The 17,016-nt window shown below is 59.7% G+C and carries 17 protein-coding genes and 1 pseudogene; 8 read left to right on the forward strand and 10 right to left on the reverse strand.

Going from position 1 to position 17,016, the window contains the following annotated elements:
• Nucleotide 1: 1 nt before the first annotated feature.
• From glcF to KGA96_RS12320, 3 genes and pseudogenes are all read left to right on the forward strand, one after another.
• On the forward strand, nucleotides 2-1,219 hold the full coding sequence (gene glcF / locus KGA96_RS12310; protein WP_223512982.1) for a glycolate oxidase subunit GlcF: 1,218 nt from the start codon (nucleotides 2-4) through the stop codon (nucleotides 1,217-1,219).
• A 19-nt stretch (nucleotides 1,220-1,238) separates the two neighbouring features.
• Nucleotides 1,239-1,640, forward strand: coding sequence for a heme-binding protein (locus KGA96_RS12315; protein WP_223464581.1), 402 nt, complete (start codon nucleotides 1,239-1,241; stop codon nucleotides 1,638-1,640).
• A 73-nt stretch (nucleotides 1,641-1,713) separates the two neighbouring features.
• Nucleotides 1,714-1,851: pseudogene (locus KGA96_RS12320) on the forward strand (dienelactone hydrolase family protein); the annotation flags it as partial.
• A gap of 220 nt (nucleotides 1,852-2,071) precedes the next feature.
• Here KGA96_RS12320 and KGA96_RS12325 read toward each other — a convergent pair.
• Entirely contained in the window at nucleotides 2,072-2,725 is a 654-nt protein-coding gene (locus KGA96_RS12325) for a peroxiredoxin (RefSeq protein WP_046042424.1), read from the reverse strand.
• Between the two features lie 123 nt (nucleotides 2,726-2,848).
• Nucleotides 2,849-3,793, reverse strand: a complete 945-nt coding sequence (locus KGA96_RS12330; protein WP_185754824.1) for an aldo/keto reductase — start codon at nucleotides 3,791-3,793, stop codon at nucleotides 2,849-2,851.
• Nucleotides 3,794-3,918: 125 nt separating this feature from the next.
• Here KGA96_RS12330 and KGA96_RS12335 point away from each other — a divergent pair, with 125 nt between their 5' ends.
• The 3 genes from KGA96_RS12335 (at nucleotide 3,919) to KGA96_RS12345 (ending at nucleotide 6,144) form a co-directional block, all read left to right on the forward strand.
• Entirely contained in the window at nucleotides 3,919-4,707 is a 789-nt protein-coding gene (locus KGA96_RS12335) for an alpha/beta hydrolase (protein ID WP_046042426.1), read from the forward strand.
• A 122-nt stretch (nucleotides 4,708-4,829) separates the two neighbouring features.
• Nucleotides 4,830-5,459: a hypothetical protein gene (locus KGA96_RS12340; RefSeq protein ID WP_046042427.1), complete on the forward strand. Its 630-nt coding sequence runs from the start codon at nucleotides 4,830-4,832 to the stop codon at nucleotides 5,457-5,459.
• A 19-nt stretch (nucleotides 5,460-5,478) separates the two neighbouring features.
• Complete coding sequence (locus KGA96_RS12345; RefSeq protein ID WP_046042428.1) at nucleotides 5,479-6,144, forward strand: helix-turn-helix transcriptional regulator; 666 nt, start codon at nucleotides 5,479-5,481, stop codon at nucleotides 6,142-6,144.
• Here the strand turns inward: KGA96_RS12345 and KGA96_RS12350 are convergent.
• Entirely contained in the window at nucleotides 6,141-6,500 is a 360-nt protein-coding gene (locus KGA96_RS12350; protein ID WP_046042429.1) for a hypothetical protein, read from the reverse strand. The genes KGA96_RS12345 and KGA96_RS12350 overlap by 4 nt on opposite strands.
• A gap of 183 nt (nucleotides 6,501-6,683) precedes the next feature.
• On the opposite strand from KGA96_RS12350, the gene KGA96_RS12355 reads away from it, so the two are divergent.
• The gene (locus KGA96_RS12355; RefSeq protein ID WP_046042430.1) at nucleotides 6,684-7,544 is read left to right on the forward strand and encodes a CAP domain-containing protein; all 861 of its coding nucleotides are present in this window, start codon (nucleotides 6,684-6,686) and stop codon (nucleotides 7,542-7,544) included.
• 413 nt (nucleotides 7,545-7,957) lie between these two features.
• On the opposite strand, the gene KGA96_RS12360 is transcribed toward KGA96_RS12355, so the two are convergent.
• Together KGA96_RS12360 and KGA96_RS12365 are read right to left on the reverse strand one after the other, a co-directional pair.
• Nucleotides 7,958-8,590, reverse strand: a complete 633-nt coding sequence (locus KGA96_RS12360) for a DUF5074 domain-containing protein (RefSeq protein WP_223512985.1) — start codon at nucleotides 8,588-8,590, stop codon at nucleotides 7,958-7,960.
• A 35-nt stretch (nucleotides 8,591-8,625) separates the two neighbouring features.
• Nucleotides 8,626-9,846 carry a helix-turn-helix domain-containing protein gene (locus KGA96_RS12365; RefSeq protein WP_223464584.1) on the reverse strand — a complete coding sequence of 407 codons (1,221 nt, stop codon included), beginning with the start codon at nucleotides 9,844-9,846 and terminating at the stop codon, nucleotides 8,626-8,628.
• An 84-nt stretch (nucleotides 9,847-9,930) separates the two neighbouring features.
• On the opposite strand from KGA96_RS12365, the gene KGA96_RS12370 reads away from it, so the two are divergent.
• Complete coding sequence (locus tag KGA96_RS12370) at nucleotides 9,931-10,689, forward strand: DUF899 domain-containing protein (RefSeq protein ID WP_046042434.1); 759 nt, start codon at nucleotides 9,931-9,933, stop codon at nucleotides 10,687-10,689.
• Nucleotides 10,690-10,806: 117 nt separating this feature from the next.
• On the opposite strand, the gene KGA96_RS12375 is transcribed toward KGA96_RS12370, so the two are convergent.
• The 5 genes from KGA96_RS12375 to KGA96_RS12395 form a co-directional block, all read right to left on the reverse strand.
• Nucleotides 10,807-11,574 (reverse strand): amino acid ABC transporter ATP-binding protein, encoded by a 768-nt coding sequence (locus KGA96_RS12375; protein ID WP_046042435.1) that lies wholly within the window; start codon nucleotides 11,572-11,574, stop codon nucleotides 10,807-10,809.
• The gene (locus KGA96_RS12380; RefSeq protein ID WP_046042436.1) at nucleotides 11,571-12,230 is read right to left on the reverse strand and encodes an amino acid ABC transporter permease; all 660 of its coding nucleotides are present in this window, start codon (nucleotides 12,228-12,230) and stop codon (nucleotides 11,571-11,573) included. The genes KGA96_RS12375 and KGA96_RS12380 overlap by 4 nt, the downstream gene beginning before the upstream one ends.
• A 10-nt stretch (nucleotides 12,231-12,240) precedes the next feature.
• Complete coding sequence (locus KGA96_RS12385; RefSeq protein WP_046042437.1) at nucleotides 12,241-12,888, reverse strand: amino acid ABC transporter permease; 648 nt, start codon at nucleotides 12,886-12,888, stop codon at nucleotides 12,241-12,243.
• A gap of 63 nt (nucleotides 12,889-12,951) precedes the next feature.
• Nucleotides 12,952-13,740, reverse strand: coding sequence for an ABC transporter substrate-binding protein (locus tag KGA96_RS12390; RefSeq protein WP_223464585.1), 789 nt, complete (start codon nucleotides 13,738-13,740; stop codon nucleotides 12,952-12,954).
• 171 nt (nucleotides 13,741-13,911) lie between these two features.
• A complete protein-coding gene (locus KGA96_RS12395) occupies nucleotides 13,912-16,959 on the reverse strand; it encodes an aminotransferase class III-fold pyridoxal phosphate-dependent enzyme (protein ID WP_223512986.1) in 3,048 nt (1,015 codons plus the stop codon).
• Nucleotides 16,960-17,016: the final 57 nt, after the last annotated feature.

The following is a 17,016-nucleotide window of genomic DNA, read 5'->3' on the forward strand; positions in this document are numbered from 1 at the left end:
CATGCAGACGACCTTGAGTGAACGCGCCAGCCATCTGCCCCGCGCCGCAGAAGCCGAAAGCATCCTGCGCACCTGCGTGCACTGCGGGTTCTGCAATGCCACGTGCCCGACCTATCAATTGCTCGGCGATGAACTGGACGGTCCACGGGGCCGTATCTACCTGATCAAGCAAGTGCTGGAAGGCAACGACGTCACGCAAAAGACCCAGCAGCACCTGGATCGCTGTCTGTCGTGCCGCAACTGCGAAACCACCTGCCCGTCGGGGGTCGATTACCACAACCTGCTGGACATCGGGCGGGCGGTGGTCGATGCGGCGGTGCCGCGCCCCCTTGGTCAGCGCCTGTTGCGCGAGGGGTTGCGGCAGACCGTGCCCCATCCAGAGCTGTTCAAGAGCCTGGTCAATAGCGGTCAGGTGTTCCGCGCGCTGCTGCCCGGCACCCTGCAAAGCAAGTTGCCGCGCAATGTCTACCCAGCCAAGCCGCGGCCCACGACCCGCCGTGAGCGTCAGGTGCTGATGCTCGAAGGTTGCGTGCAGCCCAGTCTGTCTCCCAACACCAATGCCGCGGCGGCGCGGGTGCTGGACCGGTTGGGGATCAGCGTCATCGCGAGCCGCGAAGCCGGTTGCTGCGGCGCCGTGGACTACCACCTGGACGCCCAGGCCGCCGGCCTCGACCGCGCCCGGCGCAACATCGACGCCTGGTGGCCTGGCATCGAAAAAGGCGCCGAGGCGATTGTGCAGACGGCCAGCGGTTGCGGCGCCTTCATCAAGGATTACGGCCACCTGCTCGCCAGCGACCCGGCCTATGCCGACAAGGCGAAAAAGGTCAGCGCGCTGGCCCGGGACCTGGTGGAAGTGCTGCGCGACGAACCGCTGGAAAAGCTCGGCATCCACGCCTCGCAACGCCTGGCCTTCCATTGCCCCTGCACCTTGCAGCACGGGCAGAAACTCGGCGGTGAGGTGGAAGCGCTGCTGACCGGACTCGGTTTCAACCTGACGTCCGTCCCCGACGGGCACCTGTGCTGCGGTTCGGCGGGCACCTATTCGCTGACCCAGCCCGAACTGTCGCGGCAACTGCGCGACAACAAGCTCAACGCCCTGGAAAGCGGCCATCCCGAAGTCATTGTCACGGCCAACATCGGCTGCCAGTCGCACCTCGACGGCGCGGGCCGAACCCCGGTGCGGCACTGGATCGAACTGGTCGAAGCCGCCCTGCCTTAACCGAACCCTGGAGATGCCCATGAACAGCAAAGCCGTCCTGAGCCAGACCGAAGTCGGCCAGATCCTCGCTGCTGCCCGCGCCGAAGCACAGGCCAATCAATGGGCCGTGACCATAGTGGTGGTCGATGACGGCGGCCACCCGCTGGCCCTCGAACGCCTCGACGGCTGTGCGCCGGGCAGTGCCTACATCGCCACCGAAAAGGCGCGCACCTCGGCCCTAGGTCGGCGCGAATCGAAAAGCTATGAGGACATGGTCAACGCCGGGCGCTACGCTTTCCTGTCAGCCCCCTTGCTGACTTCGCTTGAGGGTGGCGTACCGATTGTTTTCGAAGGGCAGGTGATTGGTGCTGTCGGGGTGTCGGGTGTCAAGCCCGGGCAGGATGCGCAAGTCGCGAAGGCCGGGGCGCAGTGCCTGAAATGAACAGAATGCATACCAAACATCCACCATAGATCCCACAGGGTCCGTGTTAAACCAGCCGAGAGGAGTTGAAACAATGACCCGTCTGACTGCCAAAGACTTCGCCCCTGAACTGCTGGAACTCTACGACTACTACGCCCACGGCAAGATCAACCGCCGGGAGTTTCTCGACCGCGCCGCGCTGTTTACCTTCGGCGGTCTGACCGCGGGTGCCCCGAATCAAGGCCCCGGTGATGCTGCACTACGGCGGCGTGGGAGCGGACGTTGGGGTGGTTTAAAAGTATCTGGTTTGAATAAAAGTCCTAGGCCAGCAAGACTGGCCCCATCGCGGGCAAGCCCGCTTCCACAGGGTCCGGGTCGAAACACCTGTCTGTGAACGACTCAGGAACCTGTAGGAGCGAGCCTGCTCGCGATGGCGGTATCACTGCAGGTGACTACTTCGGCTGAGCCACCGTCCGCAGATACGGCTTCAGGGTCTTGAAGCCATCCGGGTATTTCTTCTTCGCGTCTTCATCAGACACCGAGGTCGGGATGATCACGTCTTCACCCGGCCGCCAGTTAACCGGAGTGGCAACGGTGTGCTTGGCATTCAATTGCAGGGAATCGAGCAGGCGCAGCACTTCATCGAAGTTGCGCCCGGCGCTCATCGGGTAGATCAGCATGGCCTTGACCTTCTTGTCCGGGCCGACGATGAACACCGAACGCACCGTGGCGTTGTCCACCGCCGTGCGCGCGCCGCCGCTGGCATTGGGGTGGATCATGTCGTAGAGCTTGGCCACCACCAGGTTTTCATCGCCGATCAGCGGATAGTTGACCGCCGCGCCCTGGGTCTCGGCGATGTCGCCGACCCAACGGTTGTGGTCGCTGACCGGGTCGACGCTGAGGCCCAGGACCTTGGTGTTGCGCTTGTCGAATTCCGGCTTGAGTTTGGCCAGGTAACCCAGTTCGGTGGTGCATACCGGGGTGAAATCCTTGGGATGGGAAAACAGGATGGCCCAACCATCGCCGATCCATTGGTGAAAATTGAGGGTGCCTTCGGTGGTTTCGGCGGTGAAATCCGGTGCTTCGTCGCCAATGCGGATAGCCATGTTCGATCTCCTTGCAGTGATGGACAGGGACGCCGTCAGGGCAACGATTGCGCTTTAAACGGCATGGACGCGAGACAGTATAGGAGAGGTTCGACGACTCGCCGCAACGCTTGGAGCTAGTCGTTAGCCCACCAGCGCAATCAGTTGCTGACGCTGGGCATCGGTCAGCATCGGGCCGAAACCGGCCCGGGCATTTTCCGCCATGTAGCGCGGGTTGCCGGTGCCCGGAATCACGCAGGTCACCGCCGAATGCGACAGCAGGAACTTCAGCGCCAGTTGCGGCCAGCTCTTGACCCCGACTTGCGCCGCCCAGCCTGGCAGCGGCTTATCCTTGAGTTTGGCCAGCAAGCCGCCACCGCCAAACGGTCGGTTGCAGATCACCGCCACCCCCCGCTCGCGGCACAACGGCAGCAGGCGTTTCTCGACGCCGCGATCATCCAGGGCATAGTTGATCTGCAAGAAATCCAGGGGCTCAGCCTTGAGTACCGCTTCCACTTCTTCATAGGCCGACGCCGTGTAATGGGTGATGCCGATGTAGCGGATACGCCCTGCTTCCTTCCAGTGGCGCAGGGTCGGCAGGTGCGTCTGCCAGTCCAGCAGGTTGTGGATCTGCATCAGGTCGATCCGGTCGGTTTGCAACAGGGCGAAGGATTGTTCCATCTGCGCGATGCCTTCTTCGCGGCCCCGGGTCCACACCTTGGTGGCCAGGAAGGCCGGCGAGCGCGGCTCATGGATCGACAGCAGCTCGCCGATGGTCTGTTCGGCGCGACCGTACATCGGCGAGCTGTCGATCAGCTTGCCACCCTTGTCGAACAAGGCATCCAGCACCGCGGGCAAGTCCTTGTAGGCCGGTTGCGAAGGCTCGACATCGAATCCGCGGTAAGTGCCCAACCCTACGATCGGCAAGGACTCGTTGCTGGAGGGAATGGCGCGGGTCTGCATGGTCTTGCCTCCTGTTCCCGTCGACGGCTCGGGTTGTGCACCCACCGGACCGAACGTGAAGACCGCCGAAGCACCGGCAGCCAGCGTGAGTACTTCTCTACGGGTGTAACCCTCAGGATGGCTCATAAAACGCTTCTCACCAGTCGCTCGGGTCCGGCCTGTTGCGCCGACACCCCGGATAACCCGCGCCAAGGGTCGATTGACTACACTCAGGAAGCCTTGCGCTAGCCACTTTCAAACCCCGAGCAGTCATGCCGCCCACTAACGTTAGTCGAATGTCACGCACCCTGGTGTTACTCGTTGTCATCGTCGCCGCGCTGTACCTGGCGCTGTGCGTCGCGCTGTTCGTGTTTCAACGGGCGCTGATCTATTACCCGCAACCGCGCGCCGTCGGGACAGCCGCAACGCTGCTCACCCTGCCGGTCGCCGACGCACAGGTGCTGGTCTCCGTCCGACCGCACGAGGGCCCCAACGCGCTGATCTATTTTGGTGGCAATGCCGAAGACGTTTCGCGCAACCTGCCCGAGTTCACCCAAGCGTTCCCTGACTACGCGCTGTACCTGCTGCATTACCGGGGTTATGGCGGGAGTTCCGGCTCGCCTTCCGAAGAGGCCATTGCCCGCGACGCCATCACCTTGTTCGACCAGGTGTATGCCAGCCATCCGCATGTGGCAGTGGTCGGACGCAGCCTGGGTTCCGGGGTTGCCGTGCGCCTTGCCAGCGAACGCCCGGCCGCGCGACTGGTGCTGATCACGCCCTACAACAGCCTCGAAGGGCTGGCCGCCCGTCAGTTCCGCTGGTTTCCGGTGCGCTGGTTATTGAAGGACAAATACCCGTCATGGCGCTACGCCGCCCGCATCACCGTGCCGACATTGTTGATCGCGGCCGAGCATGACGAAGTGATTCCGCGCCCGAGCACAGAACGTTTGTATACACACTTCGCCAAAGGTGTGGCGTCGCTGCAGGTGATACCGGGGACGGGGCATAACTCGATTGGCGAAAGCCCTGAATACCTCAAGGCGCTGGGGGATGGGTTGTAGCCAGCAAGGTAGAACATACCTGTGACGACCATTGGTCCGAGATTATGTCTTCGCCCAATAAAAACATATTTTTATGCCTATATTGATATTGTCGAACATTCCCACTCTCAGAGGGTGCCGTCATGAATATCAAAACCCTGGCTTTGCTCCTGCTGGCTTTCTGTGCGCAACCGGTCTGGAGCCAGACGCCTGCCGCCTCACCCGCCGCTGCCGACAGCCCCGCGCTGACCACGCGCCTGGCCGAGCGTGACCTTTGGGTCGAACACATTTTCTGGATCAGAAACTACGCGCTGGCCAATCAATCCGCCGACAAAAAGCAAGCCAAAGTCGCGGCGGACCAGGTGGTCGACAACGCCACCAAAATCGCCAACAGCATCGCCCCGCTCTACGGCCAACCAGCGGCGGATCAACTCCTCAAGCTGCTTGCCGGTCACTGGGGCGCGGTGAAACACTACAGCGATGCCACCGTCGTCAAAGACGCCAAGGGCAAACAGGCCGCCGTCACCGAGTTGACCAGCAATGCCAAGGCGATTGCGGTGTTTCTGGCCACCGCCAACCCCAATCTGCCTGAAGCCACACTGGTCAACATGTTGTCGGCCCATGGCGGTCACCACGTAGCCCAGATCGATGAGTTTGCCGCGCACGATTACGCCGGCGAAGCCCGCACCTGGGCGATGATGCGCACGCACATCCTGGCCCTGGCCGACGCGTTGACCGGCGCGCTGGTCAAGCAATTCCCGGACAAGTTCTGATATCGCGCGAGGGCACATCATGCTGGAAGGACTGGGCCGAACACAGCAGGACTTGCTCAATGCACTGCTGCACCATGGGGGCGGCATGAGCATTGACGAGCTGGCTGAACACCTGGCCGTCACGCGCACGGCGATCCGCCAACACCTGGCGGCGCTGGAGCGTGACGGTCTGGTGTTGCGCGGCGACACCCGGCCGACGGGGCGTCGTCCGGAGCAGCTGTATCGGCTCACCGACCACGCGCGGGAGCAGTTCCCTCGCCACTATCAGCTACTGGCCAGCGTTTTGATTGATGAAGTGGCTGGCATCATCGGTCCAGAAGCCCTGACTTCACTGATGCGCAGCATGGGCCGCAAGCTGGCTTCTGATCGTGAACAGCAGGTCGTGGATGAAGCCAGGATCGTCCAGCACATGAACCAGGCGGGCTACGAAGCCGAAGTGTTTTTTCGCTCGGGCGACACCCCGGAAATCGTCGCGCATAACTGCGTGTTCCATCGCCTCGCCGCCGAGCACCCGGTGGTCTGCGAACTGGACCTGGCCTTGATCGGCGCATTGGGCGGCGGCGAAGTCGAGCACAGCGAGTGCATGGTACGCGGCGGGCATGTCTGTCGCTTCAGGTTGCGGCCGAGCGAAACCCCGGACGTCGCGACAGAGGCTGCTCCAGCCAAAACCGATCAGCCAGCCTAACGCTTGCGTGTCAGCCTTTGCTGCCAGTTTCCGGCGTTATCCCGCTGGCAGGCTTCTTCAGAGTCGAACAGCACATGGGCCGCCACCGGACTGAGCTGAACCTGCGCCTCACCCAGGGCCATGGCGGTGAATTCGACCATGCGTTCGCCCTGCCCCTTGGCCAGCGCCTGCTCCCGGTTGGCCTGGGTATCGAAGACCCAAACCACCTTGAGGCTGGCCGGAAACCGGGCGTAGTCGACGATATGGGTCAACCACTGGAACCCGACGATTTCCGCTTTGGCCGTCTCGCACGCCTCGGTCAGGGTGGCGACCAGGCGCCGTTCGATATGCGCCTGATCGCGTTTGCTCAAACCCATGGGTTGATCCTTGTCTGGGGCGAAAAAGTCCCATCATACAGACCTGCCGACACCCTTCGTCGGACTCATGGCTTCGCCCGAAAATAGACAGCTGCCCGCCGTGAACCTTGTTTCAAGGCACCAGTCATAGCCCAGCGCTTTTCCCCACTTTCTTCGTTGTCATCTCATCAGAGTTGTCCATCCATGCGCCAAACTGTCGTTGCCTTGCGCTTTTCTTCGCTGTGCCTGTTTTCCCTGCTCCCCGTTTTTGCAAGCCCCGCCCACGCCGATGGGCAACGGCAACTGGTAGACGCCATCAACGACTATCGTGCCCATCCGCAACGCTGCGACCGGCGACCCACACAACGCTTATCACCCCTGACGCTCAAGTCGAACCTGGCCCTGCCCGTTGGCTATGGCGGTGGGTTGCGGGACCGGTTAAAGGCTTCCGGCTATCAGGCCACCATGGTGAGGTCGATCCGTGTGGTGGGTGCACGGGATGCCGAAGAAGCCTTCGATATGTTCCAGGACGAGCACTGCGCCGCACTGCTCGACAACCAATACGCCGACATCGGCGTCAGCCGCGCCGGGAGTGAATGGCAAGTGGTGCTCGCCAAGCCGGTACTCGACGGGCAAACCGGCGATCCACGGAGCGCCGCACAGGCGTTGCTGGCGCAGGTCAACGCAGCCCGGGCCAAACCTCGCTTGTGCGGTCGCCAGCGTTTCGCCGCCGCACGGCCGCTGTCCTGGAGTGCAGCCTTGGGCTCCGCAGCACAAAGCCACAGCAAGGATATGGCCTACGGCAACTATTTCGCCCACCAGGACCCCGACGGTGACATGCCCTATGACCGTGCCAAGGCCGCCGGTTACCGTGGCCGGCAAATCGGTGAAAACATCGCCGCCGGGCAAGGTTCCCCCAGCAAGGCCATGGCCGGCTGGCTCGCCAGCCCCGGGCACTGCGCCAACCTGATGAACCCGATGTTCACCCAGGTCGGTGCCGCGTACGCCGCCAACGCGCGCAGCGACAACGGCGTTTATTGGACGATGCTGTTTGGCGCGCCCTGAGCCGCTGACCGGACCCACCTTGCGGGCATTAAAAAGCCCGCACTGAGCGGGCTTCGTGGGTGAATGTAACAAGTAGGTGGCCGGCGCTGGTCTCCGGCTTACAAGGTTTATCAGGCCTCCCACAAAAGAGTCGTGAAACTGTAATGGAACTCTTCTGCTTCACACGGCATAAGGGCTGGATCCCAGCGCGGGGATCTTTCTAACCGTGTACCCTTCGGAACGCGCCCCACGTCTCCTCGCTATCCTTTTGCGCATCAGTCTGCGTCTTCACCTACAGGTTTGAGGATAGCAAAACAGGAGCGATTTCCAACCGGGCTTTTAGACCGATTTCGACCAGCAGAAAACATGGCAGGACGGAAAAAACCTAAGACCGCAGCGCGGTTCGAAAAGGCTGCACATCCAACATCGATGCCTCATGCAGGCCGGCGCACCACCCTCACCTTGCCGCTATCGCCGCCACCGCAGAACAACCGCTCGCCACCATCGGACTCCAGCCCCGACACGCCCACGCCTTCGGGCATTGTCAGGCTCTGCAGCACTTCGCCCGATTGCGGATCGATCCGGCGCAGCTCGCTTTCATCGCCTTCCCACGTACCGTGCCACAGCGCACCGTCCACCCAGGTCACGCCGGTGACGAAACGGTTGGATTCGATGGTGCGCAGGATCTTGCCGGTCTCGGGGTCGATCTGGTGGATCTTGCGTTCGCGGTACTGGCCCACCCACAACGTCCCTTCGGCCCAGGTCAGACCCGAATCGGTGCCTGCGCCGGGAGCAGGAATCGTCGAGAGGATACGGCCGGTGCGGGGGTCGATCTTGTGGATTCGGTCTTCGGCGATCTGGAACAGGTGTTCTCCATCAAACGCGGTGCCGGCATGGGCAGCGACATCGATCGAGCTCAGTACCTTGCCGCTTTCCGGGTCCAGGGCGTTGATTTTGCTGTTGCTTGCGAACCAGACCTTTTCGCCGTCCCAGGTGACACCGCACACGTGGTCGACATCGGCAAACGGGCCGTATTCACGAATGATTTCAGCAGTTGCGTGTTTCATCTGACATTCCTCGATGGGGGTTGGTGGCGTTCATCCTAGCCACCGGGCAGCGGCGCCGGGAGTAACAAGGTCGTCGCGAATCCCGGCACGGGCGGCGTCATCCAGCGCCGTGCGCGACCACGGCCAAACCACTGCACCTTGCCCTGCTCCGCCAGTGTATCGAGCGCCCGTTGCACCGTGCGCTGGCTGGTACCCAGCGCCAGTGCCAGGGCGGAACTCGACCACGATTCGCCATCGGCGAGGCAGGCCAATACCCCGGCAAATTTTTCCTCGATCGGTTGCGCCAGCGCCACCACCTCCGTGCACACCGACGATTGCAGGGCATAACCGCGGGTCGTCGCGATGACGTCGGCCAACGGCTTGAGCGCCTTGCGCAGCCTGCCGATTTCCACACGAAGCCGGGCGCGATGGGACTCATCCGAGAGCTTCAGACGGAATGCCCGGGCGATCAACACTTCCCGCGTAACGTCGGCTGGCCATGCTTCGGCCAACGCACGGGCGAGCACGAACAGGATCGGCCGCGTCGCCAGCGGCACCGACATGCCACAGCCGTGCACAACGTACCGGCAGGCATCCACCACCAGTGACGTTGAACAGAACAACGCTTCAACGTCATCGAGCAACAGCGGTCGTGTTTCACCCTTGGCAATCAGGCGTGCCGCTGGGGCATCCAGCAGATACGCAGCGTGTTGGACCTCAGCGATCAGCGCGGCAATCCCTGTTTGACTAGCCGCCTGCCCGGCCCTGTTCAACGCTTCCCGCGCCGCGTGCGATTGCACGCGCCGAATGGCGATCCCCGCCAGCACCAGTTCATGGGTTGCGCGCAAGGCTGGCGGCAATGGGTCGGGGTCGAGTTCGGCCAATAACTGCTGTGCCTCATCGAGCTGACCGATCAACAGCAAACGGCGGATTTGCAGATAGCGCGCATGGGCAGCATTGACCCGGTCACCGTAATGTTCAAGGGTGACCCGCGCCGTTTCGAGCGCCTTGACCGGCCAGCCGAGCTCCCGCGAAGCCAGGGCAATTTCCGCCTCGGCCACCACACAGCGCGCTCGGGCCAGCACTTCCCTTGGCGCAAAGGCCCGTTGCGCACGCTTGACCAGCGCCCTGGCCCGCACCAGATCGCCCAGTTGCGCCATGGCGATACCACGCAGGGCCAGCGCCGGCGCATCGTCGCGCAAGGCCACACGGTCCAGTGCGCCCAGCGGATTGCCCGCCGCCAGCGCCTGTGCGGCTGCCGCGATCATCGAGTCCATGGAAATCCCGCCACGCTTGTCACTCCCATCATTTGACACCCGGGTTTAGTCTAAATCACGACCTTTCACCAGGAGCGTAGAACGATGAACACCCACAAAACCGCGTCCCGGGACCAATGGCTGGCGGCACGCCTGCAACTGCTCGAAGCGGAAAAGGCCCTGACCCGACGCAGCGATGAAGTGGCCAGGCAACGCCAGGCATTGCCTTGGGTTCGCCTCGACAAGACGTACCGCTTCGATACCGACAACGGCAGCGCCACCCTGGCCGAACTCTTTCAAGGGCGCTCACAACTGCTGGTCTACCACTTCATGTTCGGCCCCGACTACACCGCCGGCTGCCCGTCCTGCTCTGCCATCGCCGATGGCTTCGACCCCGTCGTCGTCCACCTGGCGAACCACGACGTAACCCTGATGGCCATATCCCGCGCGCCGTTGGCGAAACTGCAGGCCTACAAGCGCCGAATGGGCTGGACCTTCCCTTGGGCCTCGGCCGCCGACAGCGACTTCACCGCCGACTTCAATGTCTACTTCACCGAAGCGCAGCAGCGCGAAGGCTTGGTCGAGTACAACTATCAGCGCGGCGGCCATGCCATGGACGCCAGTGAAATACCGGAACCGGTGAAACAGTTCGCCGCCACCTGTGGCACCGATGCGCCGACCTATACCCGCGACCGGCCAGGGTTGAGCACGTTCGTGTTGGAGGACGGCGAGATCTATCACACCTACTCCACCTACGCACGGGGCCTGGACGGATTGTGGGGCATGTACCAATGGCTCGACCGCGCGCCCAAGGGACGCAATGAAACGGGGCCCTGGTGGCGCCGGCATGATGAGTACCGGTGAGCGCCAGCGGTATCACTGACTGCCGATGAAGAGGTCCGCCCGCTTGTCCATCAGCGCCGGTTGGGTCTGGGAGACTATGTTTTGCAAGATCACGCAAGGTTTGCAGGAAGGCGCACCTTATCTATCGTGCAAATGCTTTTTCAAGAATGACCGGGTTCGCTCGTGGACGGGGTTTTGCAGGATCTCTTGCGGCGCCCCTTCCTCTACTACAACCCCCCCGTCCATAAAGACAATCCGGTCTGCCACTTCGCCTGCAAAGCGCATTTCATGGGTGACGATCAACATTGTCATGTGCTCCGCAGCGAGTTGTTTCATGACCTGGTTGACCTCTTCGACAAGCTCAGGGTCCAGTGCCGATGTAGCCTCATCGAACAGCATGACTTTTGGCTGCATCGCCAGGGCCCTGGCTATGGCCACGCGCTGTTTCTGCCCACCCGACAGGCGAGAAGGATACTCATCGAACTTGCTGGCCAGGCCAACTTTTGACAAGTATTCCATTGCCAATTCACGAGACGCTTTTTTGCTGAGCCCCTTGAGCTTTACCGGGCCAAGGGCAATGTTTTCATACACGGTCAGGTGCGGAAAAAGATTGAAGTGCTGGAATACCATGCCCATCTGCTGACGCACGGCATTGATATGCTGTTCGAACGCACGACCTTTCAATGGCCGGTTGACTTGCTCGCCCTCTAGCCAGATCTCGCCATCGTCGAGCACTTCCAGGTGATTGATTGAGCGCAGGAGCGTGCTTTTGCCAGAACCACTCGGGCCGATGATGGCGATGATTTGTCCGCGAGAGATGGAAAGATCGATGCCCTTGAGTACTTCAAGTGCTCCGTAAGCCTTGCGAGCGCCTTTCACCTCAACCATGAATTGCTTGCTGATCATCGTGACATCTCTACCTTGTTTTCGAGGAGATGCAGGCCGCCTTCCAGAACAAGATTGGCTGCATAGTAAATAACCGCAACAGTCAGATAAAACTCAAACGGGCTATAGGTCTCGCTCACGGCAAGTTGCGCGCTGTACACCAACTCGGCAATACCGATTATGGAAACCAGAGAGGTGTCCTTCAACAGGACAATCAGGTTGTTTCCCAGCGGCGCAATAGTCCTGCGCAGCGCCTGCGGTACGATGATGTAACGCTGGGTCTGTCCACGGCTGAGGCCAATGGAACGGGCACCTTCAATCTGCCCCGGGTCTACCGACACCACGCCGGCACGAATAACGTCGGCGTTGTAGACGGCAAAGTGCAAACTCAGGCCTATGATGCCAGCCACCAGTGCAGGAATATCGATTCCCACTTGCACAAGACCATAATAAATCACGTACAACTGCAGAAGCAGTGGAGTGCCCATCAGCAACCAGGTAATAAAACGCACGGGCAGCGCCAACACCTTGGGCGCATAAAGAACGATGAGTGCAATGGCTATCCCGGCCATCAAACTCAGTACGCTGGAACTTACAAACATCACGACCGTCCACCAAAGACCGGTCGCAAGCAGCTCGGAATAAGGTGTAACTATACTAAGATCCAGGCTTTGCATATGAATGCTCTCACCTTGCCGCGAAGCGATTATCGAGATAGTCAACAATAAATCTGACCGAGTAGACCATCACGATGTAAAGCAGTGCAGACACCATGAAAATCTCAAAAGGTTTATATGTTGAACTGATAAAGCGTTGCGCTGTATATGAAAGTTCAACTACAGAGATCGTCGACACCAATGCAGAACCTTTGATAAGAGCAACAGCGTTCACTCCCAGCGGTCTTATCATCAGTTTTGCAGCTTGTGGCAGCGTGATGAACCATAAGGTTTGACCCCGCCCGAAACCAATTGAACGTGCTGCTTCTTCCTGGCCAGGGTCAACGTTGATGATAGCGCCACGAATGGACTCGGCCATGTAGGCGGCGATGTTCAGGCCCAAGCCGATTACGCCTGCCGCAAACGGCTCCAGCTCAAGACCGATCTGCGGCCCGCCAAAGTAAATGATGAACAGCTGGACCAGGCAGGGAGTGCCGCGAAAAACGCTTATGTAGAGTCTTGCAAGGCATCGAAAGGTAAGAACAGTGGACAACCGGGCAGCCACCAGCACGATTGCGACCAGAAAACCAAGCAGAAGAGCAAGTACAGAGATCTGCACCGTAATCCAGGCCGCCTCCAGGAAAAACGGGAATGTGCGTTGTATGAGAGTCAGATCCATGAGCACGCTCGGAAAAGTCTGATTGGCTGGCTCGACGGTAAGTCGAGCCACGCTAAATACGAATTAGCGGATATCGTTGCCAATCCACTTCATCGAGATCTTTTCGTAGGTGCCATCAGCGAGCATGTCTTCAAGTGCCTTCTGCATCGTCGCCTTGAGTTCAGGGTTATTCTTGCGCAACGCAATACCCATTCCCTCAAGAGCACCATCGCTATCCGGTGGAGTAATGATGCGCACTTTCTGCCCTGTTTCCTTGACTGCGACCAACACCGGAACACTGTCCATCACTATCGCGTCGATACGTCCGGCCTCAAGATCGACCAGCATTTCGGGAAGACCCTTGTAGGTTCTGACCTTCAGGTTGCCGCGGGCCCTGGCCCATTTATCGTGGGCATCGCCGAGGGTCACGCCGACAATCACCTCCTTAAGATCATCAAGGCTTTTGATCGAAGAATCGTCCTTCACTACGATCGTGCGGCCGGCATGGTAATAGGGCCCCACGAAATCCACTGCCTTCTGCCGTTCCGGGGTAATGGTCATGGAAGCGATAATGGCGTCATACTTTTTCGCGAGTAGACCTGCAATTATCCCGTCGAATGGCGTGGTAATGATCTTCACTTTTACCCCCATCCGCTCAGCTAATGCCTCGCTGATGGAAGCGTCGAATCCAACAATCTGGTTCTGCTCGTTGGCAAAGCTGAAGGGAGAGTATTGACCGCTCATAGCGATGCGGATTTCTTGGGAATCCTGAATCGACTTCAAATCATCAGCGTGAACAGCCGAGGTGGAAAGTAGCGCCGCTGCCGCCACGGTAGTAGCGACAATCAAACCCTTGAGCTTTTTGGTTAGCATTGGATGGCACCTTGGAAGAATTGTTTTTTATTTTCTTGGGGTTATTCAGCCGGCCTTCATGAAAAGTCTTGCATAGGCACTTCTGGAAAGCACCCGGCAAGGTGTCAGCCTGCCTGACACATTGCCGGAGTTGGCCGACACTATGTCGGGCAGTCACATCGTCCAACCTGGTTACCGGAGTGCTGCCTTGAAACTTTCGTCCAGGACCTCAAGCAGAAAGTCAGCGTTTGCCTGACTGAATATCATCGATGGGCGCATTTTCAGGACATTGTCATGTGGCCCTTCAGTACCGATCAAAACACCTCGTTCCCTGGCACCATCGGCTACTTTCCTGGCCAACTGCGTGGCTGGAACTTTCGTTTTGCGATCCGTGACAAGTTCTATCCCGAGAAACAGACCCTGCCCGCGCACATCGCCGATTGCATCGTAGCGCTGCTGCAACTTGCGAAAGCCGTCGAGCAAATAGTTGCCAATGGTCAGTGCGTTGAGTTTCAAGTTATCGCGCTCGATCACATCGAGTACCGAGAGCCCTACAGCACATGAAACCGGACTACCGGCGAAGGTATTGAAGTACTCCATGCCATTGTTGAAGCTGTCTGCAATTTCTCGCGTGGTCACCACTGCCGACATGGGATGGCCATTGCCAATAGGTTTGCCCATGGACACTGCATCGGGAACCACACCCTGGGTTTCAAAAGCCCACCAGTGGCTGCCTACACGACCAAAGCCGACCTGGACTTCGTCAGCCAGGCAAAGACCGCCCTCGGCACGGACCATCGCATAGACTTCTTTCAAGTAGTTTTCCGGGAAGAACAGTTGCCCGGCGACACTTGGAATGGACTCCGCCAGGAAGAACGCCGGCGCCCTGCCCTGCTTGCGCATGAGCTCGATCTGATCCGCCACACTCTCGGCGTAACGCTTGCCAAGTTCCTCGAACGACCAGTGATCAATACCGCGATAGGCATCCGGGACGGCCGCCTCAAACACATGGTCTGCGCGCCCTTTACCGGCTTTTCGCTTGTATTTGTAGGGGCTGAGGTCGATCAGTTCCTGTGTAGTGCCGTGGTAAGCCCAATCCAGCACGATCGCATCGTTACGCCCTGTGTGATTGCGCGCCATACGCAGCATGAGGCTGTTTGCTTCACTTCCCGAACACCCGAAGGAAGCCACCGCCAGACCTTCAGGCAAAGTGGAGGTGAGCCGCTCTGCATACTCCACAATATTATCGTGCAGGTAACGCGTGTTGGTGTTCAGGCGTGAGGCCTGTCGGGAAAGTGCTTGCACCACATCCGGATGAGAGTGGCCGAGATGGCACACGTTATTGAAGCAGTCCAGATACGCCCTGCCAAAGTTGTCGATCAACCAGACCCCGTCACCGCGAACGAACTTGATCGGATCCGAATAGGAGATCGACAGGTTTGGAAGCAACAGCTCCTTGCGCTTGGCCACAAGTTCTGCCTTGGTGCGTCCGTCCTGGCTGTAGGTTTCCGCAGGAATCCCCGCGAGCGTCGATGCATCGGGGAAAATGTCGGCCCATACCTCAAGATAAGCCCGTTCACCTACGCCAATGAATTCGCCCGCTTTCAACCCGGTGTCAGTGGACATCTGAAAATGCACATGGGGGATCCACCCACCATTTTCCGTATCCGCTCCCATGTACCCTACAAGCGCACCAGCCTCAAGGTGGTCACCGGGTTTCAGGCGAGCCAGCGCTTCATGAGCCATGTGTCCCCACAGCGTCAGGAATGAAGGACAACCTTCAGGCGAGTGTTTGAGCATGATCAAACCACCATAGCCAAGCGGCTCGTGCTCGACTTCGACGCTCTGCACTACACCGGCAACAGGCGTATAGAGAGGCGTTCCAGCGGGCATGATCAAGTCGACACCGACATGAAGGATCCGGCGCTGCCCTTCAATGAAGCGTGATTCAAACGCCGTGTCGGTGTAGATGGTTCTTTCTTCGCCCCATGGCCCGATGCCGAGCGGTACCTTGTGCTCGGCAGAAAAATCACTCCACCACTTCGTCGCCTGCGCTGGACGCTGCTCGGCTGAAGCGATGGTCATCACATGCGAAGCGTCGCCGAACGGGGCAATGGCCTTGTTCATGGTTGCAGCCGATGGACGCACGATATCGGCGAAGGACTTGCTGTTATCAGCCACCCAGCGGCGCACCGCACCAGCGCCTTCGATCGCGTCAAAACCACAGGCTTTGCGCAGGATCGCCGTCGCCAGTCGGGGGTTCATGCGATCCATCCTTTCCAGCAGTCGCCAGGCCGGCGCTTCGCTGATGCCAAGGTAGGGATTATCTTGCGTCCGGTCGCATCGCGAGGCCGACAAGGTAACGCTGGTGACCAGGCGCATCGCAATGAGATTGAAGAGGACGTCAAGCTCCTCCGGCTGCAGAGGGTACTTGTCATGGAAACCGGCAGTGAGGGCGGCGGCGGCGCCGATCGGGTCTTCCATGTCGAGAATGGAATAGGCGCAGGTAATGGCTACTTCGGCAATCAGGATCGTATGGACCGCATCGCCAAAATCGATGACGCCCGAGACGTTCTGATGATTGCGGGAATCGACGAGGATGTTCCAGTCATTGCCGTCATTGTGAATGACTTGCGCACGCAGACGCGAAAGCTTCGGTTGGACGCTTTGTTCGAAGTTTTCAATGAAGCGTTCCAGGATGGCCCTTCTGCCAGGATCTGTGACGAAGTGCAGGCGTGAGCGCGAACGTGCGGCGTGACGCAAATCCCAGTCAAGATCACGCACCGCGCCCGGATGAATGAAGCCTTGCAGTGCACGATCTATCTGACCGAACGATTGGCCAAGGCTGCGCATCAATTCGAACGTACGCTCGACCTCGGCAAGCGGCGTACCGTGCAACCAGCTCACCAGACGGACCGCATGGGTTTCACCCGAGGGCGCTACCGCAGTGGCGAGGTATTCACCGGCAAGGCTTTTCTTGAGAAAAGGCACGGTAAGCTCGGGGTTGTGAGTGGCGAGATGACTGAGAATGGCCGTCTGAAACTCGCTTTCAACGCGCGGCTCGGTCGAATTGACGACCTTCAGAATCCATCCCGCATCGGTTCCGGTATTCAACCGGTAGTTGCGGTCGCGCTCGCCATCCAGAGGCGTGGCTGTACCAATAACGTTGAAAAGCTGCTCACTCAGTTTTTCGGCATCCCCGGTCGAGAACTGGGGGGCAGGATGGGAAAGATTTATCATGGTAATTGTTTTCCAAGCCATTTTTTTCAGATAGCTTGGCACGCAACGCCCGGGACG

Source organism: Pseudomonas sp. GL-R-26, from assembly GCF_019947365.1.
GTDB lineage: Bacteria > Pseudomonadota > Gammaproteobacteria > Pseudomonadales > Pseudomonadaceae > Aquipseudomonas.